Below are 21,739 nucleotides of genomic sequence, written 5' to 3' on the forward strand. Positions count from 1 at the left end.
TTACATTGTGCAGCGCAAATTGACGACGCAGAATCTTGCCTACCAATCCAGACAGAACGCTTATGACACCAGAAACACCTTCCGCCCTGCCCTCCGCCGCCCGCACCGTATTTTTCGTCTCGGACGGCACCGGTATCACTGCGGAAACATTCGGCCACTCGGTGCTGACCCAGTTCGAACTGCGCTTCCGCCAGATCCGCCTGCCGTTCATCGACACGCTCGACAAGGCGCATGATGCGGCGCGCAAAATCAACGAAGCATTCGCCAGGGATGGCCAGCGGCCGATCATCTTTTCGACGCTGGTGAAGACCGACCTGTCATCGGTGATACGCAAGTCCAGCGGTTTGCACATGGACCTGATCCAGACCTTTGTCGCGCCGCTGGAGCAGGAACTGGGCGTCAAGTCGACCCACACCATCGGCCGCTCGCACAATATCGTCGACAGCGAGGAATACAAGAACCGCATCGAGGCGATCAATTATTCGCTGGCGCACGACGACGGCCAGTCGCACAAAAACCTGTCGTCGGCGGACGTGATCCTGGTCGGCGTGTCGCGCTCCGGCAAAACCCCGACCAGCTTGTACCTGGCCATGCAATACGGTATCAAGGCGGCCAATTACCCGCTGATCCCGGACGATTTCGAACGCGAAAAACTGCCGTCGGCGCTGAATGAATTCAAGGCCAAGATCTTCGGCCTGAGCATCACGCCGGAGCGGCTGTCGGAAATCCGCAACGAGCGGCGCGCCGGCAGCAAATATGCGGCGATCGAAAACTGCCGCTATGAAGTCAACGAGGCGGAAAAGATGATGAAACGCGAAGGCATCCGCTGGCTGTCGTCGACCACCAAATCGATCGAAGAAATTTCAACCACGATCTTGCAAGAGATCAAGCCGAACCGGCGCGAGTATTAATGATGTAGCGGCGCCGGCCGGTTTTTTTAGAAAAACTGGCGCCAGTCGGCCAGCCACGCGGGGAACTCTTCGACCGGCATCGGCTTGGCGATGTAATAGCCCTGGGCGTAGGTGCAGCCCAGGTTTTGCAGGAAATCCCAGTCTTCGCGGGTTTCCACGCCGACCGCCACCGAACGCCGGTCCAGGCTGCGCGCCAATCCCAGGCAGGAACTGAGCACGGTGCCCAGCGCGCGTTTTTTCGACGCGCCGTCGACGAAGCTGCGGTCGATCTTCAGTTCGGTGAACGGTATGCGCGCCAGCAACTGCAAATTGGAGCGCGCGGTGCCGTAATCGTCGATCGCCAGCCCAAAACCCTGCATCCGCAAACGCAGCAGCCGCTCCAGGAAATGCGGTTCGGAGCTCAGTACCGCCGACTCCGGAATTTCAAAGGTGATGTAGTCCGGCATGATGCGGTGCCGCTCCAGGCACGCGGCAATCTGCGCCATGAACGGCGGCTGCACCAGCGTGTGCGGCGCGACGTTGATGGCGATCGAGATCGGAATATTCTGGTCGTGCAACAGCCGGCAGGCGGCGACCGATTTCTCGATCATGCTCCAGTCGAGGAAATCGAGCCGGTCCTGCTGTTGCAGCGCATCGATGAAGGACGACGGTCCCAGCGTGCCGTGCTGCGGATGCAGCCAGCGGGCGAACATTTCCAGGCCCTTGACCTGGCCGGTCGCCAATTCGATCTTGGGCTGGAAAAACGGTTCAAACTGGCGCGCCTGCAAGCCCAGTCCCACTTGCGCAAACGTGAAGCGCTGCGGCGGCTGGGACAGCGCCGATGCTTCCGGCGGCAGGTAATTGGCGATCAGCGCGCCCAGCGTTTGCCAGCCGGCCGGCTTGGCGATAGTGCCCAGCATGTCGACGCCATAGGCCAGCGCCATGGTTTCGACCGAAAACAGCACCGACGCATTTTGCGCGCCCAGCACGATGATGCCGGCGCGGCAAGACGCCTCCGACAGGCGGCGGATCAGGTCGAGGCCGTCGACGCCGGGCAATTCCAGGTCGAGTATGCCGATATCGACCGCGCCTGCCTCGAACGCGGCCAGCGCCGCATCACCGTCGTTGACCGCCGTGACGCGCGTGGCGCCAAGGTGCGCCAGCATGGCCAGCAGCGCGCCGCGTTGCAGCGGATCGGCTTCGGCCACCAGGAAGTGCAATTGCGCGATATCCATCGCTGCTCCATTATCGGGCGGGGTTTGAGCCCTGAGGCAAAAAAAATAAGCCGGCTGAACTTTTAAAAATGAGCCTGGAGCGCCGGACAAAACGTTCAGGACAAGGCGCATCGCCGCGGACAGCACGAGTGGTCGGCAAGGCGATGCAACGCCGCCATGGGCGTTTTGTCTGGCGCTATTAAGACTGATTTTGCCTTAATTGCTCAAAAAAGCAAACAGCCGCGCACGCCGCGACATTCAGCGACTCGACCTGGCCCAGGTGCGGAATCACTACGCGGTGCGTCGCCAGCGCCAGTAAATCGTCGGCCACGCCCTGCCCCTCATGGCCCAGCAGCCACGCCACCGGCTGGCGCAGGTCGACGTCGTACAGGCGCTGCTCGGCATAACCGCTGGTGGCCAGCACGGCCACGCCGGACGCCCTGACCAGCGCGGCCAGGTCGACGTTTTCAAAAATATCGAGCACAAAATGCGCGCCCATCGCCGCCCGCAGCACTTTCGGCGACCAGCAAAACGCCGTGCCGCCGCTGCAATAGACTTGCTTGATGCCAGCCGCCGCAGCGCTGCGCAGGATCGAGCCGACATTGCCCGGGTCTTGCAGGTTATCCAGCAGCACCGCCGACTGTGCCAACGGTGCGCTGACGTCGCGCTGCGGCGTTTCGATGACGAACAGGATGCCGACGCCGTGTTCGACCTGACTCAGCGCGCCGTACAGCGCATCCGGCATGGCGATGCACGCCACCCGGCCCGCTTCGCACCGGGCCACGATATCGGCCACCTCCGGGTGCCGCAGCGCGCTGTCGCTGACGATGCATTGCGGCGGCAGGCCGCGCAATTGCAGGTAGCTCTGGCACAGGTGCACGCCGTCCAGCAGGCTGCGGCCCAGCTTGCGCCGCGCCTGCGAACTGCCGGCCAGGTTCTTCAATTCCTTGTACAGCGCATTGTCGCGCGAAGAAATCAGTTTCATTTACACCCCGAGCAATTTACGCACCGGGGCGTACGAACGGCGGTGCACCGGCGACACGCCGTGCTCCCGCAGGCGCGCCAGGTGCAGCGCGGTCGGATAACCCTTGTGCTGGTCGAACGCATACTGCGGATAGGTGTCGTGCAACACCATCAGCGCGGCGTCGCGCGCGGTCTTGGCCAGGATCGACGCGGCTGAAATCGCATCGACCTTGTCGTCGCCTTCGACGATGGCCATGCTGCGGATGCCCATCACCGGGCAGCGGTTGCCGTCGATCAGGGCCAGCGTCGGCACGGTGGCCAGCGCTTCGACGGCGCGGCGCATCGCCAGCATGGTGGCCTGCAAGATATTCAATGCGTCGATTTCAGCTTCCGAACATTCGGCGATGGCCCACGCTAGCGCATGCTGCTTGATCAGCGGAACCAGCTGGTCGCGTTTGGCCGCGCTCAGTTTTTTCGAGTCTCGCAAGCCGTCGATCGGGCGTTGCGGGTCGAGGATCACGGCGGCGGCGAACACCGGCCCGGCCAGCGGGCCGCGGCCGGCCTCGTCGACGCCGCAAATGATTTCATCGAGGGAGAATGGCAAGTCGTCGAACAAGCCGGGATACAGGTTTTTCACAGATTTTTCACAGATTAAGTGCCTTGTTGACGCACCGATGGCGCATGCGCCGCCGGTTTAGCGGCGCCGGGATGATTCGATCACTTGCAGCACCGCGGCCGCGCTGTCGCGCACGCTGTCGCGCAGCAGGCTGTGGTGCATGTCGGTAAAACGCTGCACCAGCCGCAGCCGACCCGGCACATCGCTCAGCTGAGACCACATGGCGTCGGCCAGCGCTTGCGGGCTGGCGGCGTCCTGCAGCATTTCCGGCACCAGGAATTCGCGCGCCAGGATGTTCGGCATGCCGATCCATGGCTGGTAATTGAAGTGGCGCAGGATTTGCCATTCGGCCGCCATCATCTTGTAGGCGATCACCATCGGTTTCTTGAACAGCGCCACTTCCAGCGACGCCGTGCCGGACGCCACCAGCACCGCGTCGGCGGCGCAGATGGCGGTATGCGACTGGCCGTCGACCAGCTGGATCTCGACGTCCTGCAAGCCAGCCGTCTCGACCAGCTGCAAAAAGTACTGGCGCTGCTTTTCGCCGGCCATCGGCGCAATGAAGCGCAACGAGGGATCGCGCTCGCGCAACAGCCTGGCGGCGCCGACAAAGGCGGCGGTATTGTATTTCAGCTCGCTCATGCGGCTGCCCGGCATCAGCGTCACCACATTCGCGTCTTCCGGCAAGCCGAGCGCGCGCCGCGCCGCCGCCTCGTCGGGCTGCAGCGGGATCACGCCGGCCAGCGGATGCCCGACATACGTGACCGGCACGCCGGCCTTGCGGTAAATCTCTTCCTCGAACGGGAAGATCACCAGCATGTGCGACACCGCCTTGATGATTTTCTTGATGCGGCCGCCGCGCCAGGCCCAGATCTGCGGCCCGATGTAATGCACGGTCGGGATGCCGGCCGCCTTCAGCTGCATTTCCAGGCCGAGGTTAAAACCCGGATAATCGGCGCCGATGAACACCGCCGGCCGCTCGGCCAGCAACTGGTCGCGCAGCGTATTCTGGATGCCCTTGATGTCGCGGTAGCGCGGGATGATCTCGAACAGGCCGCGCACCGTCAGGCGCTCCAGCGGCCAATCCGACACAAAGCCCTGCTGCGCCATGTTGGGGCCGCCGATGCCGTGGAAATACGCATCCGGCAAATGCGGCCGCAAACCCGACAGCAAGCGGCTGGCCAGCAAGTCTCCCGACACTTCGCCGGCCACCATTGCGACCCTCAGGCCGCCGACGTCAGCGGACGATGCCACGTGCCGCCTCACTGAGAAATTCGCGCATCGCGCGGATGTGCGGGGCCGCTTCGGCATTAGCCTGTTCGTCTTCGAACAAGGCCGCCTTGGCTTCTTCCAGCGTCAGGTTGGAGCGGTAGATCGAGCGATAGGCGGAACGGATCGCATCGATCTGCGCGCGGCTGAATCCGCGCCGCTTCAAGCCCTCGGTATTGACGCCGTGGGCAGCCGCCGGATTACCCGACAACAGCACGAATGGCGGCACATCCTGGGTTAAAGTGGTGCCCATGCCGACGAAAGCGTGCGCGCCGATCTTGCAGAACTGATGCACGCTGACGAAGCCGGACAGGATCACCCAATCGCCGATATGCACATGTCCCGCCAGTTGCGCATTGTTAGAGAAAATCGTGTTGCTGCCGACCTGGCAATCATGCGCCAGGTGGACGTAAGCCGAGATCCAGTTGTCGTTGCCGAGCCGGGTCACGCCGGCGTCCTGCACGGTGCCGGTGTTGAAGGTGCAGAATTCGCGGATGGTGTTGCGGTCGCCGACTTCGAGGCGGGTCGGTTCGCCGGCCCATTTCTTGTCTTGCGGCGCGGCGCCGATCGACGAAAACTGGAAAAAGTCGTTGTCGCTGCCGATCGTGGTGTGCCCCTCGATCACCACATGCGGACCAACCTTGGTATTGGCGCCGATGCGCACATTCGGACCGATGATGGAATACGGACCGACCCGCACCGAACTATCCAGTTCGGCTTTCGGGTCGATCACGGCGGTGGAATGGATCAGTGCCGTCGTCATGTTACTGTCCCATCGGCAAAGTGGCCGCATCGGTGCTGCGTACGGTGCACATCAATTCGGCTTCCAGCGCGACCACGCCGTCAACCGTTCCTGACGCCTTGTATTTCCAGATGCCGCGCGACACGCGCAGGATCTCGACGTCCATCTTCAACTGGTCGCCCGGCTCGACCGGACGTTTGAAGCGCGCGCTGTCGATGCCGACGAAGTACACCACCGAATTTTCATCCGGCTCGATGCCCATGGTCAGGAACGACAGCAGCGCGGCGGTCTGCGCCAGCGCTTCGATCATCAGCACGCCTGGCATCACCGGCTTGTGCGGGAAATGCCCGTTGAAAAATTCTTCGTTGGCGGTAATGTTCTTGATGGCAGTGATGCGCTTGCCCAGCTCGTAATCGAGCACCCGGTCCACCAGCAGCATCGGATAGCGGTGCGGCAGCAATCGCTTGATTTGCTGAATGTCCAGGGATTTTTTTTCTGTTGTCGTCATGTTTGTTCGTCTTGAATCGTCAGTGTTTTAATCGTTTTTTCCAGCGCGCGAATTTTATCGCGCATCGTCGACAAATTGCGTACTATCGCGGCGGATTTTTCCCAGTCGGCGTTTTTCGCCAGCGGATAAAAGCCGGTGTACTGGCCCGGTTCGGCGATCGAGCGCGACACCATGCTGCCCGAGCCGACGTGGACCCGGTCGGCGATGGTCAGGTGGCCCAGCACCATCGCGGCGCCGCCGAAGGTGCAGTATTTGCCGATGATGGCGCTGCCGGCCACGCCGACGCAGCCGGCCATCGCCGTGTGCGCGCCGATGCGACAGTTATGGCCGATCTGGATCTGGTTATCCAGCTTGACGCCATCCTCGATCACGGTATCGGCCAGCGCGCCGCGGTCGATGGTGGTGTTGGCGCCGATATCGACGTCATCGCCTATCATCACGCGGCCGGTTTGCGGGATCTTGATGTAGACCCCGCCCTCGTTGGCGAACCCGAAACCGTCGGTGCCGATCACGGCGCCGGAATGAATGATGCCACGCTTGCCGATTTCGCAGCGCGCATGGAAGGTCACGTTGGCGAACAGCTGCGTGCCGTCGCCGATCACCGCGTCGCGGCCGATCACGCAGCCGGGGCCGATCAGGCAGCCGGCGCCGATCACGGCGCCCGCCTCGATCACGGCGCGCGGGCCGACCGAGGCGCTCGGGTGCACCGTCGCGCCGGCGTCGACCCACGCGCTGGCGTGGATGCCAACCGGCGCGCGCACTTCGTCCAGCGCGGCGAAATATTGCGCGGCGCGGGCAAAATACACGTAGGGGTTCGGCACCACGATACGGCTGCCCGGATACTGCGCACCGATGACGACGTCGTCGGCGGCGGACAGGATCAGCGCGGCGGCGCGGCTGGCCACGGCCTGGCCGCGGAATTTACTATTGCTGAGAAAGCTGATGTGCGAAGCGCCGGCGTCGGTCAGCGGTGCGATCCCGGATACTTCCAGGTCAGGATCGCCCGTCAACTCACCGCCGAAGCGTTCGACCAATTCTCCTAGTCGAGTGCCCATCTGGTGGTTCCAATCTGTTAAAACTTATTTATCGAGCGCTTTCAGCACTTTGTCGGTGATGTCGATGCGCGGGTTGGCCCACACCGCATCGTACAGCACGATGTCGAAGCCATCGACGGCCGCCATTTCCTTGATGATCTTGATGGCCTTGTTCGACACCACTTCGCGTTCTTCATTGGTGCGCTGCGCCAGGTCTTCGCGGAATTCTCGGTCGCGCCGCTTGAATTCCTTGTCCAGCTCGAAGTATTCGCGCTGGCGCTTGACGCGGTCGGCCTCGCTCAGCGTGGGCATGTCCTTTTCCAGGCTTTCGCTGGCCGCTTTCAGGCGCGCATTCAAATCCTGCATGCTCTTTTCGCGCACCTTGAATTCCTCGGCCAGTTTTTCGCTGGCCAGCTTGGCTTGCTTCGACTCGTTGTAAATGCGGTCGATGCTGAGCCAGGCGATCCGGGATTCTTGCGCCTGGGCTTGCGCGGTCAGCACTGATCCGCAGATCAGGGCCAGCGCCGCAAGGTACTTTGGCAGGGTAGCGGATACGGTTTTCAACTTGATTCTCCGTGGTCTAAATATAAAATGCGCGGCGCCGCCAATCAGAAACCGGTACCCATCTGGAACTGGAAGCGCTCCAGGCGGTCACCCGGCTTGGCGTTCAGCGGCTTGGCGTAGCTCAGTTTCAGCGGGCCGACCGGGGAAATCCAGCTGATCCCCAGGCCAGTAGAATAGCGCAATTCCGACGCGCGCATCTTTTGCCCTTCCTGGTACACCTGGCCGCTGTCGAGGAAACCGAACCAGCGCAGGCTGCGGTCGTTGCCCGAACCCGGGAACGGCATCTGCAGTTCGGCGTTGCCGATCAGGCGCGAAGCGCCGCCCAGCGCATCGTTGGTCGATGGATCGACCACGCCCAGCGACGAGCTCAGGTAGCCGCGCACCGAACCGATGCCGCCGCCGTAGAAGTTCTTGAACACCGGATAGACGTGGTTGCCGATGCCGTGGCCATAATCGAACTCGCCCTTCAGGGCCAGCGTGATATTGCGGGTAATCGGACGGAACCACTGGTGCTCATACACGGCGCGGTAGTATTTCTGGTCGCCGATCACGTCCAGCTCCACGTTGGCGCGCTGGTAGCGGCCGACCGACGGCGTCAGCGCGCTGTCGCGGCTGTCGCGCTGCCAGGCCGCGGTCAGCGGAATCGCATGGGTCTTGGCCGAACCGACGCCGTCGGACGGGCCGCCGTTGTCCATCACATACTGCTTGAAGCGGATCGGGCTGGTGATATCGGTTTCCAGCGTGGTGATCTCGGCGCCGATGCCGAAGAAGATCGTATCGACTTCCGAGAACGGCACGCCATAGCTGACCCGGCCGCCGTTCTGCTTGATCTTGTAGCTGCCGATGTTCAGCGCCGGCGGCTCGGTGGTGCGCATGTAGATCGAGAATTCGCGCGACACGCCATCGTCCGTGTAATACGGATTGAGTTGCGAAAACGCGATGGTGCGGCTGAAATGGCTGGTGTTGACTTCGATGCCGACGGTATTGCCGCTACCGGCGAAGTTGGCTTGCGAAATCGACGCCGACAGCGTGAATTTTTCCGATTGCGAGAACGCGCCGCCGATCAGGAAGTTACCGGTCGGTTTTTCCACCACCGCCAGGTTGACGTCGACCTGGTCGCTGGTGCCCTGCGCTTCCGGCGTGTCGATGGTGACATCCTTGAAATAACCGAGGCGGTCGACCCGGTCGCGGGTCAGCTTGATCTTGTTGCTGTCGTACCAGGACGATTCGAACTGGCGGAATTCGCGCCGGATGACTTCATCGCGGGTGGTGGTGTTGCCCGAGATATTCATGCGCCGCACGTACACGCGCTTGCCCGGATCGATGAAGAAGGTGAACGACACTTCGCGTTTTTCGCGGTTGATGTCCGGGTTCGCATTGACGTTGGCGAACGCATAGCCGAAGGTGCCGAGGCGGTCCGAAATGCGCTTGTTGGTGGCGGTCAGCATTTCGCCCGAATACACGTCGCCGGTCTTCAACAGGCTCAGCGATTTCAATTCCTCTTCGCGGCCGAACATCTCGCCTTCGAACTTGATGCCGGCGATGTTGTACTTTTCGCCTTCATTGATGTTGATGGTCAGGTAGATGTCTTTTTTATCAGGCGTGATCGACACCTGGGTCGATTCGACCTGCATCTCGATGTAGCCGCGGTTCAGGTAAAACGATTTCAGCGACTCGATGTCGCCGGTCAGCTTGGTCTTCGAATACTGGTCGGCCTTGGTGTACCAGCTGAACCAGCCGCCGGTATTGAGCGCCAGTTGCTGGCGCAATTCCTTGTCCGAGAAATGCTTGTTGCCGACGATATTGATTTGCTTGATGCGCGCCACTTCGCCTTCGTCGACGGCAAACACCACGTTGACGCGGTTGCGCTCGATCGGCGTGACGGTGGTGGTGATCTTGACGCCATACAGGCCGTGCGACAGGTACTGGCGCTTCAACTCCTGCTCGGCGCGCTCGACCGACGCCTTGTCGAAGATCTTCGCTTCGCCGACGCCGATTTCCTTCAATGCCTTGACCAGCATGTCCTTCTCAAATTCCTTGGTGCCGGTGAAATCGACCGCGGCGATCGCAGGACGTTCTTCGACCAGTACCACCAGCACGTCGCCGTCCACTTCCAGCCGCACGTCCTTGAAGATGCCGGTGGCGTACAGCGCCTTGATGGCGGCGACGCTCTTCTCATCCGAAAACGTTTCGCCTACCCGCACCGGCAGGTAGCTGAACACGGTGCCAGCCTCGGTGCGCTGTATCCCTTCGACGCGGATATCCTTGACGGTAAAAGGCTCGACGGCCAATGCCTGGCCGGCACAGAAGGCCATGACGGCGGCGCCGATCAGGCTGAGGCGAAAGGATGGCAAGGTGCTACGATCAGAATGTAATTTCATTGGCTAAATCATTGGATGGATCATTGGACAACATACACATAAAGAATGCCTGCGCGCCCCTGAATACTGCTAACGCGGCGTTTACCGCCGCGTTTTACGCTTTACAATCGGCGCTCACGTCAGCAGCCGCACCACGTCATTAACGATGGCCAGCGCCATCAAGGCCATCACCAGCCACAGTCCGAGGCGCTGGCCAATTTCGCCGATACGCTCCGGCACCGGGCGTCCGGTCAAAACTTCCAGCGAATAATACAGCAAATGTCCGCCATCTAGAACCGGAATGGGTAGCAAATTCATCACGCCCAGACTGATACTGACAAAGGCGATGAAACTCAGGTAGCTTACCAGGCCGATGCGCGCGGTCTGCCCGGCATAATCGGCGATGGTGATCGGCCCCGTGACATTCTTCAGCGACACTTGCCCGGTCAGCATGCGGCCCATCATTTTCAGGCTGGTGATGCTGGTGTCCCATACCTTGGCGGCCGCCTTGCCCAGCGCGACCGGCGCACTGGAGGCCACGGTAATCATATCCGGCGCCAGCGCCACTTCCGCCTTGATCTTACCAACTGTTACAGCTGGTTTTCCCGGCTTGTCGACAGGCTCGGATTCGACCACCGGCGTCACCGGCAGCAGCAGGTCGCGGCCGTCGCGGCGCAGCGCCACTTGCAGCGTTGCACCGTTGGCGGCGCGGATCCGTTCGATGAAGGCGATGCCGTCGGCCACCGGCCGGCCGTCGATCGCCAGGATCAGGTCGCCGCTGCGCAAGCCGGCCAATGCGGCCGCCCCGCCCGGCATGACCTGCCCCAGCACCGGCAGCGGGCGCGCCAGCACGATGCCGGCCTGGCCCAGCAGGTCGCCTTCCAGGTCGAGACCGGCCAGCGCGCCGACCGGCAGCAGCAGGCTTTGGCGGCCGCGGCCGGGACGTTCGACGTCCAGCCGCACGTCGCGCTTGTCGAGCGTGGCAGCGATCATTTGCCAGCGCAAATCGCCCCAGCCGGCGACTGCCTTGCCATTCAGCGCGGTGACGGTGTCGCCGCCATGCAGGCCGGCCTGGAACGCCGCCGACGCCGGCGGCGGCGGGCCGACCTTGCTGGACGGCTCGGCGATGCCATGCATGTACAGGCCGGCAAACAGCACGATGGCCAGCAAAAAATTGGTCAGCGGTCCGGCCGCGACGATGGCAAACCGCTTCCACACGCTTTGGCGGGTGAATTCGCGCGCCAGATCATGACCGCTCAAGACCAGTTCGGGATCGCGGCTGTCCAGCATCTTGACGTAGCCGCCCAGCGGCAGCGCCGAAATCGCCCACTCGGTCTGGTCCGGGCCGAAACGGCGCGAATACACCACCTTGCCCAGGCCGACCGAAAAGCGCAGGATCTTGACGCCGCACAGCCGCGCCACACAATAATGGCCCAGTTCGTGAATGATGATCAACGAACCGAGCGCGATGGCGAACGCCAGTAATGTGCTGAGCAGCGTCATCAGGCCAGCCGGGTCGCGATATAACGTTCGGCGGCGGCGCGCGCCAGGCCGTCCTGGGCCATCACGGCGTCGATGCTGGCGGCCGGGCCGTGCGGCACGGTCTCGATCACATGGGCGATCACCCGGTCGATCTGGCGGAAGCCGATCTTCAGGTCGAGGAAGGCTTGCACCGCCACTTCATTGGCGGCGTTCAGCAAGGCCGGCGCGGTGCCGCCCGCGTTCAACGCGTCGAAAGCCAATGCCAGGCACGGGAAGCGCTTGAAATCGGGACGCTCGAAATGCAAGCCGCCCATCGCCGTCAAGTCCAGCGCCTCGACGCCGGAAGCGATGCGCTCCGGATACGCCAGCGCATGGGCGATCGGGGTGCGCATGTCGGGATTGCCCAATTGCGCCAGCACCGAGCCGTCGGCATACGAGACCATCGAATGGACCACGCTTTGCGGATGGATCAGCACGTCGATCTGCGCCGCCGGCGCGCCGAACAGCCAGTGCGCCTCGATCACTTCCAGCCCCTTGTTCATCATCGTCGCGGAATCAACCGAGATCTTGCGGCCCATGACCCACTTCGGATGCTTGCAGGCTTGCTCCGGCGTCACCGCGTCGAGCGTGGCCACGTCGCGCGTCAGGAACGGCCCGCCGGACGCGGTCAGCAAGATCTTGGTGATGCCGGCCGCGCCCGCCACGCGGGCATAACCCTGCGGCAAGCACTGGAATACCGCATTGTGTTCGCTATCGATCGGCAAGATCACCGCGCCATGGTCGTTGGCGGCGTCGATGAACAATTGCCCGGACATCACCAGCGCTTCCTTGTTCGCCAGCAATACTTTTTTGCCGGCACGGGCCGCAGCCAGCGTGGGCGCCAGGCCGGCCGCGCCGACGATGGCCGCCATCACGGCGCTCACCGGCGGCGCACTGGCCACCGCGCACAGCGCGGCTTCGCCATATTCCACTTCGGTCGTCACGCCCTGTTCACGCAGCAACACCTGCAAACGGGCGGCCGCGTCGGCGCTGCCGACCACCGCGCGTTGCGGGCGGAATTGCAGGCACTGGGCCGCCAATTGTTCGACCTGGCTATGCGCCGTCAACGCGTAAACGCCGTAGCGCTCGGGATGGCGCGCCAGCACGTCCAGCGTGGACACGCCGATCGAACCGGTGGCGCCTAGAATGGTGATGTATTGCATGAGATTTCTTTCAGAGCCAGGTGCTGATCAGCGCGGCCAGCGGCAATACCGGGATCAGCGCATCGATACGGTCCAGCACGCCGCCATGGCCAGGCAGCAAATTGCTGCTATCCTTGATCGCCGCGCGGCGCTTCAGCATCGATTCGAACAAGTCGCCGATGACGCTGGCGGCGACGATCAGCAGCAGGATGGCAAGTGCGCCAGCCCAGCCGAAATGGGCTTGCAGGCGCACCGCGAAGGTATCTTGCAGCCAGGGAGTGGCAGGCGCCAGCAGCACGCTCAGCGAGGCCAGCAGCAGCACGATGATACCGCCGCCGAACGCGCCTTCCCAGGATTTACCGGGTGAAATCGATGGCGCCAGCTTGCGCTTGCCGAAGGCCTTGCCGGAAAAATAAGCACCGATATCGGCCAGCCACACCAGCGCCATCACCGACAGCAGGTACAGCGGCGCATGCTGCTTGAACAAGGCGACGATGGCGACGAAACAGCCGACGATGGTGACTGCGTACACCATGCTCAGCATGATGTTGCCCAACCCTTCGGGCGGCGGCAAGCCGGTGCCCAGCGCCGGCACGAAGCGCACCAGCCAGATCGCGCAGCACAGCACGAACCAGAACTTGCCTTGCGCCAAGCCGTTGCCAAACATGAAGGTGTACGCGAATGCGGCGGTCCAGACGGCGGCAATCAGCAGCGCCTGGCGATTTTTGAAAATACGAAAACTTTCCCAGACGGCGGCGCCGAAAAACAGCGTCGCGATCACGGCGAAGGCAGGGAAATTATTGAGATACAGAACCGGCAGCAAGACCGCCAGCAACACCAGGGCGGTGATTATCCGTGTTTTCAGCATCAGGTATTCTTTTCCACTAATTGAGCGCTGGTGCGGCCGAAACGCCGCTCGCGCTGCTGGTAAGACGCGATCGCCGCGTCGAGGCTGTCGATATTGAAATCAGGCCAGTATTGATCGGTGAAATACAGTTCAGTGTACGCCAGTTGCCACATCAGGAAGTTCGAAATACGTTCTTCACCGCCGGTGCGGATGAACAAATCCGGTTCCGGCGCATACGCCATCGTCAGATACGGCGCCAATTGTTCTTCGGTGTAATCGCTGAGGCCAGGTTGCGCCGCCGTCATTTTGTTGACCGCCTGCATGATGTCCCAGCGTCCGCCATAATTGGCGCAAATAGTCACCGTCAAGCGCGTGTTGTCGGCGGTCTTGCGTTCGGCGTCGGCTATCAATTCTTGCAACTGTTCATTGAAACGCGACAAATCGCCGACCACCTTCAAGCGGATGTCGTTGGCGTGCATGCGTACCACTTCGCGCTCCAGCATCGTCACGAACAGGCGCATCAGCAGCGACACTTCCTCTTCCGGACGGCGCCAGTTCTCGGAACTGAAGGCGAACAGGGTCAGGTATTGCACGCCACGGTCGATACAGCCCTCGACCACGCCGCGCACCGCGTCGGCGCCCTTGGCATGGCCGGCCACGCGCGGCAGGAAGCGCTTGGTGGCCCAACGGCCGTTGCCATCCATGATGATGGCCACATGCCGCGGCACTGCGGCGACTTCGGGTACCGCTGAGGTCGAACTCGAATAGATCATGAAAACGGATGCCAAATAAAATTGTTACTATAGTAGCTAAAAAGCTGCCGAAGCAGCAATGTCGAAATGATAATTCGACATGCTGACGGCAGCCCGGCGCCAAAGACGAGCCAGGCGGCTCGTCCCCGTAGCAGTACTACATTCTAACTTACACAGTCAGCACTTCCTTTTCTTTATCCACCACCATGCGGTCGATATCGGCGATGAACTTGTCGGTCAGCTTTTGCACTTCTTCCGACGAGCGGCGCTCGTCGTCTTCCGAGCAGGCTTTTTCCTTGACCAGTTTTTTCAAGCCTTCATTGGCGTCGCGGCGGATATTGCGCACGGCAATTTTCGCGTCTTCCGCTTCGCTCTTGACCAGTTTTACCATTTCCTTGCGGCGCTCTTCGGTCAGCGGCGGAGTCGGCACGCGTATCATGTCGCCCTGCGATGACGGGTTCAAGCCCAGGTCGGCGTCGCGGATGGCTTTTTCGATGGTCGCGGCCATTTTCTTTTCATACGGCTGCACGCCGATGGTGCGGGCGTCGACCAGGGTCACGTTGGCGACCTGGGTCAGCGCCGTCGGGCTGCCGTAATACTCGACCATCACGTGGTCCAGGATACCGGTGTGGGCGCGGCCGGTGCGCACCTTGGCCAGATCGGCGCGCAAGGTCTCGATCGACTTGGTCATGCGTTCTTGCGTATTCTTTTTGACGTCAGCTAAGGACATGCTGCTCTCCTGTGTCTAAATGGTAATAATGTGAAAGGTAAACGCGGAACCGCTGTTACACGTGCACCAGCGTGCCTTCGTCTTCACCCATGATGACGCGCTTCAGCGCGCCCGGCTTGACGATGGAAAACACGTTGATCGGCAACTTCTGGTCGCGGCACAAGGCGAACGCGGTGGCGTCCATCACTTGCAGGTGCTTGGAAATGGCGTCATCGAAGCTGATCGTTTCGAAACGGGTGGCGTGCGGATCTTTTTTCGGGTCGGCCGTGTAAACGCCGTCCACCTTGGTGGCTTTGAGGACGATTTCAGCGCTGATTTCCGAACCGCGCAAGGCGGCCGCGGTATCGGTGGTGAAGAACGGGTTGCCGGTGCCGGCCGCGAAAATCACCACTTTACCTTCTTCCAGGTATTGCAGCGCTTTCGGGCGCACATACGGCTCAACCACTTGCTCAATAGCAATCGCGGACATCACGCGGGCAGTGATGCCGACATGGCGCATCGCATCGCCGAGGGCCAGGGCGTTCATGACGGTTGCCAGCATGCCCATATAGTCGGCGGTGGCGCGGTCCATGCCTTGCGCACCGGGCGCGACGCCGCGGAAAATATTACCGCCACCAATCACGATCGCCAGTTCCACACCCAATTTCGCCACCTCGGCCACGTCGGCCACCATGCGTTCGATGGTGGCGCGGTTGATGCCGTACGGGTCGTCGCCCATCAGGGCTTCGCCGGACAATTTGAGGAGTACGCGCTTATAGGCTGGTTTTGACATGAGCTGGGGCTCCATAGTGAGGTTTATTCGAGTATGACATGCGGCGCCGCAACGAAGCGCAGCGCTGGCATGTCGGCGCCGGACGCGGCGGTCCGGCGCGGGCCAAAAAAACGGGCCTCTCGGCCCGCTTTGGTATTACGCGCCTTGGGAGGCAGCGATTTGTGCCGCAACCTCTGCAGCGAAGTCATCTTGCTTCTTCTCAATCCCTTCGCCGACCACGTACATCGAGAACGATTTGACGCTGGTGTTAGCGGCTTTCAGCATTTGCTCAACCGACAGCTTGTCGTTTTTCACGAAAGCCTGGTTCAGCAGCGATACTTCTTTCAGGTATTTCTGTACCGAACCTTCCAGGCGTTTTGCCAGGATTTCCGGCGATTGCGCCGGTTTGCCTTCGGCAGCCGCCTTGGCGGCATCTTCTTCAGCTTTCAGTTTTGCGACCGAACGCTCTTTTTCGATCAGTTCCGCAGGAACTTGCTCGGACGACAGCGATACCGGTTTCATCGCGGCGATGTGCATTGCCACGTCTTTACCGACTTGCTCGTCGGCGCCGTCGAATTCGACCACCACGCCAATGCGCGAACCGTGCAGGTAGGAAGCCAGCTTGTTGCTGGTTTCGAAACGCACGAAACGGCGGATCGACATGTTTTCGCCGATTTTACCGATCAGTGCCGAACGCACTTCGTCCAGGGTCTTGCCATCGAGCGGCAAGGCCAGCAAGGCAGCCACGTCGGCCGGGTTGTGTTCCGCGACCAGGCGTGCGGCCGAATTGGCCAATGCCAGGAAGTCGTCGTTTTTCGCGACGAAGTCGGTTTCGGAGTTCACTTCCACCAGCGCGCCTACGCCGCCGGCGATGTAGGTGGCGACCACGCCTTCAGCGGTGATGCGCGCCGAAGCTTTCGATGCCTTGCCGCCCAGTTTGACGCGCAGGATCTCTTCCGCACGGGCCATGTCGCCATCGGCTTCGGTCAGTGCTTTTTTGCATTCCATCATCGGTGCGTCGGTTTTGCCGCGCAATTCGCCTACCATCGCTGCTGTAATCGCTGCCATGTGTTTCTCCTGTATTCGGTGGGGGTGGTATGGGGCGGCTCCGGGGATGCCGAGCACGATGCGCCCAAACCATTTTCATTAAAAAAAAGGGGGAGCTGCTGCCACCCCTTTTCCGGTACTGCTATCTGCTACAAGACCCGTCTTGCGACAGGCCGGCAATTACGCTTGTTCGCTCACTTCAACGAATTCGTCGCCAGCTGCCGACTTGATCATTTCAACGACTTCGTTACCGGCAGCGGCACGGCCTTCGATGATTGCATCGGCAACACCGCGGGCGTACAACATGATGGCTTTCGAGGAGTCATCGTTACCTGGGATAACGAAATTCACGCCTTCCGGGGAGTGGTTGGTATCGACAACGCCGATAACAGGGATGCCCAGTTTAGCCGCTTCAGTGATCGCACCTTTGTGGTAACCGACGTCGACTACGAAGATTGCGTCAGGAACGCCGCCCATGTCCTTGATGCCGCCGATCGATTTTTGCAGCTTGATCATTTCGCGTTGGAACATCAGCGCTTCTTTTTTCGACAGCTTCTCGACGGAACCGTCTTCGATTTGCGCTTCCATGTCTTTCAAACGCTTGATCGATGTCTTGATCGTTTTGAAGTTGGTCAGCATGCCGCCCAACCAGCGTTGATCGACGAATGGCACGCCGGCGCGTTGCGCTTCGGCGGCGATGATTTCGCGCGCTTGACGCTTGGTGCCGACCATCAGGATGGTGCCACGGTTCGATGCCAGTTGACGCACGTGCTTCATTGCGTCCTGGTACATCGCCATGGTTTTTTCCAGGTTGATGATATGAATCTTGTTGCGGTGACCGAAAATGAACGGTGCCATTTTTGGATTCCAAAAACGGGTTTGGTGACCAAAATGGACGCCGGCTTCCAGCATTTCACGCATTGTTACAGACATGTTTAACTCCAGGGTTGGGTCTGGAATCCGCTCAGTCACCATAGAGGCACCCTTGTCGAACGGATTCGCATTATTTAAATTACTTACACGCTAAGCTTGCTTGTACAACATCGCTTCAAAAAGCAAATTGAAGCAACCCGAGATTCTACTCTTAAAAGCAGGCTTGGGGCAAGCATTACATGTCGTCCGAGCAAGGATAATGCCATGCCGGCCAATTACCGCTGAAAAAGCGTGGTTTCCCGGTAATTCGCAGTGAAATCGGCGTGCCGCGATGCCGGCCGGATGCCACGCAAGCGCCTCGCGTCGTTTATAATTTCGTCATATCGACGCGCCTGGCCACCGCCGCCCGCGCCGTCCCACTGATTAGACCAAATAGCTCCAAGCTGATTGCGAACACCACCATGTCCACCATCCGTATCAACACTCCCGCCGACATCGAAGGCATGCGCGTCGCCGGCAAACTCGGCGCCGAAGTGCTCGACTACATCACCCCGTTCGTCAAGCCCGGCGTCACGACCGGCGAACTGGACCGCCTGTGCCATGAATACATGGTCAACGTCCAGGGCACCATCCCGGCCCCGCTGAACTATTGCCCGCCTGGCTATACGCCGTATCCGAAAGCCATCTGCACCTCGGTCAACGACGTGATTTGCCACGGCATTCCGGGCGACAAGGTCTTGAAGAACGGCGACGTGGTCAACCTCGACATCACCGTCATCAAGGATGGCTACCACGGCGACAACAGCCGCATGTTCTTCGTCGGCCAGCCGTCGATCCTGGCCAGGCGCCTGTCCGAAGTCACCTATGAATGCATGTGGCTGGGCATCGCCAGGATCAAGCCGGGCGCGCATCTGGGCGATATCGGCCATGCGATTCAGCAACATGCGGAAAAAGCCGGCTACAGCGTGGTGCGCGAATTCTGCGGCCACGGCATCGGCAAGGTTTTTCATGAAGAACCGCAAGTGCTGCACTACGGCAAGCCGGGCACGCTGGAACGCCTGGAAGCGGGCATGATTTTCACGGTCGAGCCGATGATCAACGCCGGGCGCCGCGACATCCGCGAAATGAACGATGGCTGGACCATCAAAACCAAGGACCGCAGCCTGTCGGCGCAGTGGGAACACACGGTGCTGGTCACCGAGACCGGTTATGAAGTGCTGACCGTGTCGCCATTGATGCCGGCGCCGCCTGCCATCATCGGCGCCTGATTTTCCGCCACCTTACCCCGCTACCACTACCACCACGGATGCCGCGCACCGCGATGAACCAGAACCTCCGCGAACAATTGAAGCGACAATTAAAGGCCGACCGGCAAGTCGCGATCGGCGCCTTCCAGCTCGACGGCAAGCCTGAAAAACTGCTGCGCTGCCTGCGCCACAGCGTCGATGCGGTGCTGTCGGGCGCGTGGCAGGAAGCTGGCTTGCCGGAAGGCACGTCGCTGGTCGGCGTCGGCGGTTACGGCCGCGGCGAACTGTTTCCGTATTCCGACATCGACTTGCTGATCTTGCTGCAACAGGCGCCGGATGACGCGACCCGGGACAAGCTGGAACAACTGGTGCAGCTGCTGTGGGACCTGGGGCTGGAAATCGGCCACAGCATCCGTACCGTCGATGAATGCCTGACGGAATCGAAGGCCGACATCACGGTGCAAACCAGCTTGCTGGAAGCGCGCCTGGTGTGCGGCAACCTGCCCTTGTTTGAGGAGTTGCAGCAACGCTACCAGGCGGCGCTCGATCCGCAAGCCTTTTTCCAGGCCAAGACGGCCGAAATGCGCCAGCGCCACGCCAAATATGAAGACACGGCGTTCAGCCTGGAACCGAATTGCAAGGAAAGTCCGGGCGGCTTGCGCGACCTGCAAGTGATCTTGTGGGTCGCCAAGGCGGCCGGCCTGGCCAATTCCTGGCGCACGCTGGCCACCCGCGGCCTGATTACCCAGACCGAGGCGCGCCAGTTGATGGAAAAGGAGCGCGCCTTCAAGGATATCCGGGTGCGCCTGCACTTGCACGCCGGCCGCCGCGAAGACCGCCTGGTGTTCGACGTGCAAACGGCGGTGGCCGAATCGCTCGGCTTGCAGGCGACCGGCAGCGGTCCGCACATGCGCCGCGCCAGCGAATACCTGATGCAGCGTTATTACTGGGCCGCCAAGACGGTGACCCAGCTCAATACCATCATGCTGCAAAATATCGAAGCGCAGCTGTTCCCGCAATCGGGCCAGCCGGTGGTCATCAATCCGCGCTTCAATGAAGTCAACGGCTTGATCGACATTGCCGCCGACGACACGTTTGAACAACATCCGTCGGCGATGCTGGAAATCTTCCTGCTGATGACCGAGCACCCGGCCTTGAAGGGCATGAGCACGCGCGCCACCCGCGCGTTGTGGCACGAACGCTTCAAGATCGATGCGGCGTTCCGCCAGGATCCGGCCAACCGCTCGCTGTTCCTGCGCATCATGCAGGCGCCGGTCGGCGTGATCCATGCGCTGCGGCGCATGAACGAAATGAGCATACTGGGGCGCTACCTGCCGAACTTCCGGCGCATCGTCGGCCAGATGCAGCACGACCTGTTCCATGTGTACACGGTGGACCAGCATATCCTGATGGTGGTGCGCAATATGCGGCGCTTCACGATGCCGGAACACGCCCACGAATATCCGTTTTGCAGCCAGCTGATGGCCAATTTCTCGCAGCCGTGGCTGCTGTACGTGGCGGCGCTGTTCCACGACATCGCCAAGGGCCGCGGCGGCGACCATTCCAAGCTGGGCACCGTCGATGCGGCGCAGTTTTGCCAGGAACACGCGATGAGCGCGGAAGATACCGAGCTGATCGTATTCCTGGTCGAAAACCATTTGAGCATGTCGCAAGTGGCGCAAAAGCAAGACCTGTCCGACCCGGACGTGATCGCCGCGTTCTCCAGGACCGTCAAGGACGAGCGCCACCTGACCGCGCTGTACCTGCTGACGGTGGCCGATATCCGCGGCACCAGTCCGAAGGTGTGGAATGCGTGGAAAGGCAAGCTGCTGGAAGACTTGTACAAGATCACCTTGCGGGTGCTGGGCGGCGAACCGCATTCGGCCGACCGCGAATTGAAAAACCGCCAGCAAGAGGCGCTGGCCACGCTGCGCCTGTACGGCTTGCCGCCAGATGCTCATGAGCAATTGTGGAAGCAGCTCGACGTCGCTTATTTCCTGCGCCACGACGCATCCGACATCGCCTGGCAAACCCGCTCGCTGTACGACCGGCTCGACAGCGACAAGCCGGTGGTGCGCTGCCGGCTGGCGCCGATCGGCGAAGGCTTGCAGGTGGCGGTGTATGTGGCCGACCAGTCCGACCTGTTCGCGCGCATCTGCGGCTATTTCGACCGCAAGAATTTCAGCATTCTCGACGCCAAGATTCACACTACCCGCAACGGTTATGCGCTCGACACGTTCCTCGTCACCGAGCAAAGTTTCGCCAACAGTTACCGCGACATCATCAGCCTGATCGAACACGAACTGGGCGAATTGCTGCAATCGCAGGCGCCGCTGCCGGCGCCCGGCAAGGGCCGCCTGTCGCGGCTGTCGCGCACCTTCCCGTTCCAGCCGACGGTCGATTTGCGGCCCGATGAACGCGGGCAATACTATCTGCTGTCGGTGGCCGCCAACGACCGCACCGGCTTGCTGTATTCGATCGCCAATGTATTGACCAAGTACAAGGTCAACTTGCATACGGCCAAGATCATGACCTTGGGCGAACGGGTCGAAGACGTATTCCTGGTCGACGGTCCGACCCTCAACAATGCCCGCAACCAGATTTTGCTGGAAACCGACTTACTCGATGCGCTGAAGGTCTGACCCCGGCCATCTTTATTAATAATTGAA

20 protein-coding genes are annotated in these 21,739 nt (G+C 61.2%); 3 read left to right on the forward strand and 17 right to left on the reverse strand.

The window, feature by feature from the left end; genetic code table 11:
- Nucleotides 1–62: 62 nt before the first annotated feature.
- The gene (gene ppsR / locus GJA_RS12960; protein ID WP_038492896.1) at nt 63–911 is read left to right on the forward strand and encodes a posphoenolpyruvate synthetase regulatory kinase/phosphorylase PpsR; all 849 of its coding nucleotides are present in this window, start codon (nt 63–65) and stop codon (nt 909–911) included.
- A 26-nt stretch (nt 912–937) separates the two neighbouring features.
- Here the strand turns inward: ppsR and GJA_RS12965 are convergent, their stop codons facing one another.
- The 17 genes from GJA_RS12965 to rpsB all read right to left on the reverse strand — a co-directional run bounded on the left by GJA_RS12965 (nt 938) and on the right by rpsB (nt 17,883).
- Complete coding sequence (locus GJA_RS12965; protein WP_038492899.1) at nt 938–2,125, reverse strand: EAL domain-containing response regulator; 1,188 nt, start codon at nt 2,123–2,125, stop codon at nt 938–940.
- 178 nt (nt 2,126–2,303) lie between these two features.
- The gene (locus tag GJA_RS12970) at nt 2,304–3,089 is read right to left on the reverse strand and encodes a TrmH family RNA methyltransferase (protein ID WP_038492902.1); all 786 of its coding nucleotides are present in this window, start codon (nt 3,087–3,089) and stop codon (nt 2,304–2,306) included.
- Nucleotides 3,090–3,704 (reverse strand): ribonuclease HII, encoded by a 615-nt coding sequence (gene rnhB, locus GJA_RS12975; RefSeq protein ID WP_038492904.1) that lies wholly within the window; start codon nt 3,702–3,704, stop codon nt 3,090–3,092. It lies immediately after the preceding gene.
- Nucleotides 3,705–3,761: 57 nt separating this feature from the next.
- Nucleotides 3,762–4,937: a lipid-A-disaccharide synthase gene (lpxB, locus tag GJA_RS12980; RefSeq protein ID WP_038492907.1), complete on the reverse strand. Its 1,176-nt coding sequence runs from the start codon at nt 4,935–4,937 to the stop codon at nt 3,762–3,764.
- Complete coding sequence (gene lpxA / locus GJA_RS12985; RefSeq protein WP_038492910.1) at nt 4,921–5,715, reverse strand: acyl-ACP--UDP-N-acetylglucosamine O-acyltransferase; 795 nt, start codon at nt 5,713–5,715, stop codon at nt 4,921–4,923. Before lpxA ends, lpxB begins: the two co-directional genes overlap by 17 nt.
- Before the next feature lies 1 nt (nt 5,716).
- The gene (fabZ, locus tag GJA_RS12990; RefSeq protein ID WP_038492913.1) at nt 5,717–6,202 is read right to left on the reverse strand and encodes a 3-hydroxyacyl-ACP dehydratase FabZ; all 486 of its coding nucleotides are present in this window, start codon (nt 6,200–6,202) and stop codon (nt 5,717–5,719) included.
- The gene (lpxD, locus tag GJA_RS12995) at nt 6,199–7,257 is read right to left on the reverse strand and encodes a UDP-3-O-(3-hydroxymyristoyl)glucosamine N-acyltransferase (RefSeq protein ID WP_038492916.1); all 1,059 of its coding nucleotides are present in this window, start codon (nt 7,255–7,257) and stop codon (nt 6,199–6,201) included. Before lpxD ends, fabZ begins: the two co-directional genes overlap by 4 nt.
- Nucleotides 7,258–7,281: 24 nt before the next feature.
- Entirely contained in the window at nt 7,282–7,800 is a 519-nt protein-coding gene (locus tag GJA_RS13000; protein WP_038492919.1) for an OmpH/Skp family outer membrane protein, read from the reverse strand.
- Nucleotides 7,801–7,844: 44 nt separating this feature from the next.
- Complete coding sequence (gene bamA, locus GJA_RS13005) at nt 7,845–10,181, reverse strand: outer membrane protein assembly factor BamA (protein WP_038492922.1); 2,337 nt, start codon at nt 10,179–10,181, stop codon at nt 7,845–7,847.
- A gap of 114 nt (nt 10,182–10,295) precedes the next feature.
- Nucleotides 10,296–11,663: an RIP metalloprotease RseP gene (rseP, locus tag GJA_RS13010; RefSeq protein WP_038492925.1), complete on the reverse strand. Its 1,368-nt coding sequence runs from the start codon at nt 11,661–11,663 to the stop codon at nt 10,296–10,298.
- Nucleotides 11,663–12,844, reverse strand: a complete 1,182-nt coding sequence (gene ispC, locus GJA_RS13015; RefSeq protein WP_038492928.1) for a 1-deoxy-D-xylulose-5-phosphate reductoisomerase — start codon at nt 12,842–12,844, stop codon at nt 11,663–11,665. Before ispC ends, rseP begins: the two co-directional genes overlap by 1 nt.
- 10 nt (nt 12,845–12,854) lie before the next feature.
- Nucleotides 12,855–13,691, reverse strand: coding sequence for a phosphatidate cytidylyltransferase (locus tag GJA_RS13020; RefSeq protein ID WP_038492931.1), 837 nt, complete (start codon nt 13,689–13,691; stop codon nt 12,855–12,857).
- Nucleotides 13,691–14,443 (reverse strand): polyprenyl diphosphate synthase, encoded by a 753-nt coding sequence (uppS, locus tag GJA_RS13025; RefSeq protein WP_038492935.1) that lies wholly within the window; start codon nt 14,441–14,443, stop codon nt 13,691–13,693. The genes GJA_RS13020 and uppS overlap by 1 nt, the downstream gene beginning before the upstream one ends.
- Nucleotides 14,444–14,591: 148 nt before the next feature.
- The gene (gene frr, locus GJA_RS13030) at nt 14,592–15,152 is read right to left on the reverse strand and encodes a ribosome recycling factor (RefSeq protein WP_038492938.1); all 561 of its coding nucleotides are present in this window, start codon (nt 15,150–15,152) and stop codon (nt 14,592–14,594) included.
- Nucleotides 15,153–15,207: 55 nt separating this feature from the next.
- The gene (gene pyrH, locus GJA_RS13035) at nt 15,208–15,924 is read right to left on the reverse strand and encodes a UMP kinase (protein ID WP_038492941.1); all 717 of its coding nucleotides are present in this window, start codon (nt 15,922–15,924) and stop codon (nt 15,208–15,210) included.
- 135 nt (nt 15,925–16,059) lie between these two features.
- On the reverse strand, nt 16,060–16,971 hold the full coding sequence (gene tsf, locus GJA_RS13040; protein ID WP_038492944.1) for a translation elongation factor Ts: 912 nt from the start codon (nt 16,969–16,971) through the stop codon (nt 16,060–16,062).
- 159 nt (nt 16,972–17,130) lie between these two features.
- Nucleotides 17,131–17,883: a 30S ribosomal protein S2 gene (rpsB, locus tag GJA_RS13045; protein WP_038492946.1), complete on the reverse strand. Its 753-nt coding sequence runs from the start codon at nt 17,881–17,883 to the stop codon at nt 17,131–17,133.
- Nucleotides 17,884–18,284: 401 nt separating this feature from the next.
- On the opposite strand from rpsB, the gene map reads away from it, so the two are divergent.
- On the forward strand, nt 18,285–19,091 hold the full coding sequence (map, locus tag GJA_RS13050) for a type I methionyl aminopeptidase (RefSeq protein ID WP_038492949.1): 807 nt from the start codon (nt 18,285–18,287) through the stop codon (nt 19,089–19,091).
- A 53-nt stretch (nt 19,092–19,144) separates the two neighbouring features.
- Nucleotides 19,145–21,712 carry a [protein-PII] uridylyltransferase gene (locus GJA_RS13055; RefSeq protein WP_144241523.1) on the forward strand — a complete coding sequence of 856 codons (2,568 nt, stop codon included), beginning with the start codon at nt 19,145–19,147 and terminating at the stop codon, nt 21,710–21,712.
- The last annotated feature ends 27 nt before the right edge of the window (nt 21,713–21,739 follow it).

The organism is Janthinobacterium agaricidamnosum NBRC 102515 = DSM 9628, from assembly GCF_000723165.1.
GTDB lineage: Bacteria > Pseudomonadota > Gammaproteobacteria > Burkholderiales > Burkholderiaceae_D > Janthinobacterium > Janthinobacterium agaricidamnosum.

Bases quoted from the DNA above. Each gene is read 5' to 3' on its own strand.
- GJA_RS13020 (WP_038492931.1), bottom strand. From the start codon at position 13,691: ATGCTGAAAACACGGATAATCACCGCCCTGGTGTTGCTGGCGGTCTTG.
- bamA (WP_038492922.1), bottom strand. From the start codon at position 10,181: ATGAAATTACATTCTGATCGTAGCACCTTGCCATCCTTTCGCCTCAGC.
- GJA_RS13055 (WP_144241523.1), top strand. From the start codon at position 19,145: ATGAACCAGAACCTCCGCGAACAATTGAAGCGACAATTAAAGGCCGAC.
- GJA_RS12970 (WP_038492902.1), bottom strand. From the start codon at position 3,089: ATGAAACTGATTTCTTCGCGCGACAATGCGCTGTACAAGGAATTGAAG.
- uppS (WP_038492935.1), bottom strand. From the start codon at position 14,443: ATGATCTATTCGAGTTCGACCTCAGCGGTACCCGAAGTCGCCGCAGTG.
- pyrH (WP_038492941.1), bottom strand. From the start codon at position 15,924: ATGTCAAAACCAGCCTATAAGCGCGTACTCCTCAAATTGTCCGGCGAA.
- fabZ (WP_038492913.1), bottom strand. From the start codon at position 6,202: ATGACGACAACAGAAAAAAAATCCCTGGACATTCAGCAAATCAAGCGA.
- lpxA (WP_038492910.1), bottom strand. From the start codon at position 5,715: ATGACGACGGCACTGATCCATTCCACCGCCGTGATCGACCCGAAAGCC.
- map (WP_038492949.1), top strand. From the start codon at position 18,285: ATGTCCACCATCCGTATCAACACTCCCGCCGACATCGAAGGCATGCGC.
- rseP (WP_038492925.1), bottom strand. From the start codon at position 11,663: ATGACGCTGCTCAGCACATTACTGGCGTTCGCCATCGCGCTCGGTTCG.
- ppsR (WP_038492896.1), top strand. From the start codon at position 63: ATGACACCAGAAACACCTTCCGCCCTGCCCTCCGCCGCCCGCACCGTA.
- rpsB (WP_038492946.1), bottom strand. From the start codon at position 17,883: ATGTCTGTAACAATGCGTGAAATGCTGGAAGCCGGCGTCCATTTTGGT.
- GJA_RS12965 (WP_038492899.1), bottom strand. From the start codon at position 2,125: ATGGATATCGCGCAATTGCACTTCCTGGTGGCCGAAGCCGATCCGCTG.
- tsf (WP_038492944.1), bottom strand. From the start codon at position 16,971: ATGGCAGCGATTACAGCAGCGATGGTAGGCGAATTGCGCGGCAAAACC.
- frr (WP_038492938.1), bottom strand. From the start codon at position 15,152: ATGTCCTTAGCTGACGTCAAAAAGAATACGCAAGAACGCATGACCAAG.
- lpxD (WP_038492916.1), bottom strand. From the start codon at position 7,257: ATGGGCACTCGACTAGGAGAATTGGTCGAACGCTTCGGCGGTGAGTTG.
- ispC (WP_038492928.1), bottom strand. From the start codon at position 12,844: ATGCAATACATCACCATTCTAGGCGCCACCGGTTCGATCGGCGTGTCC.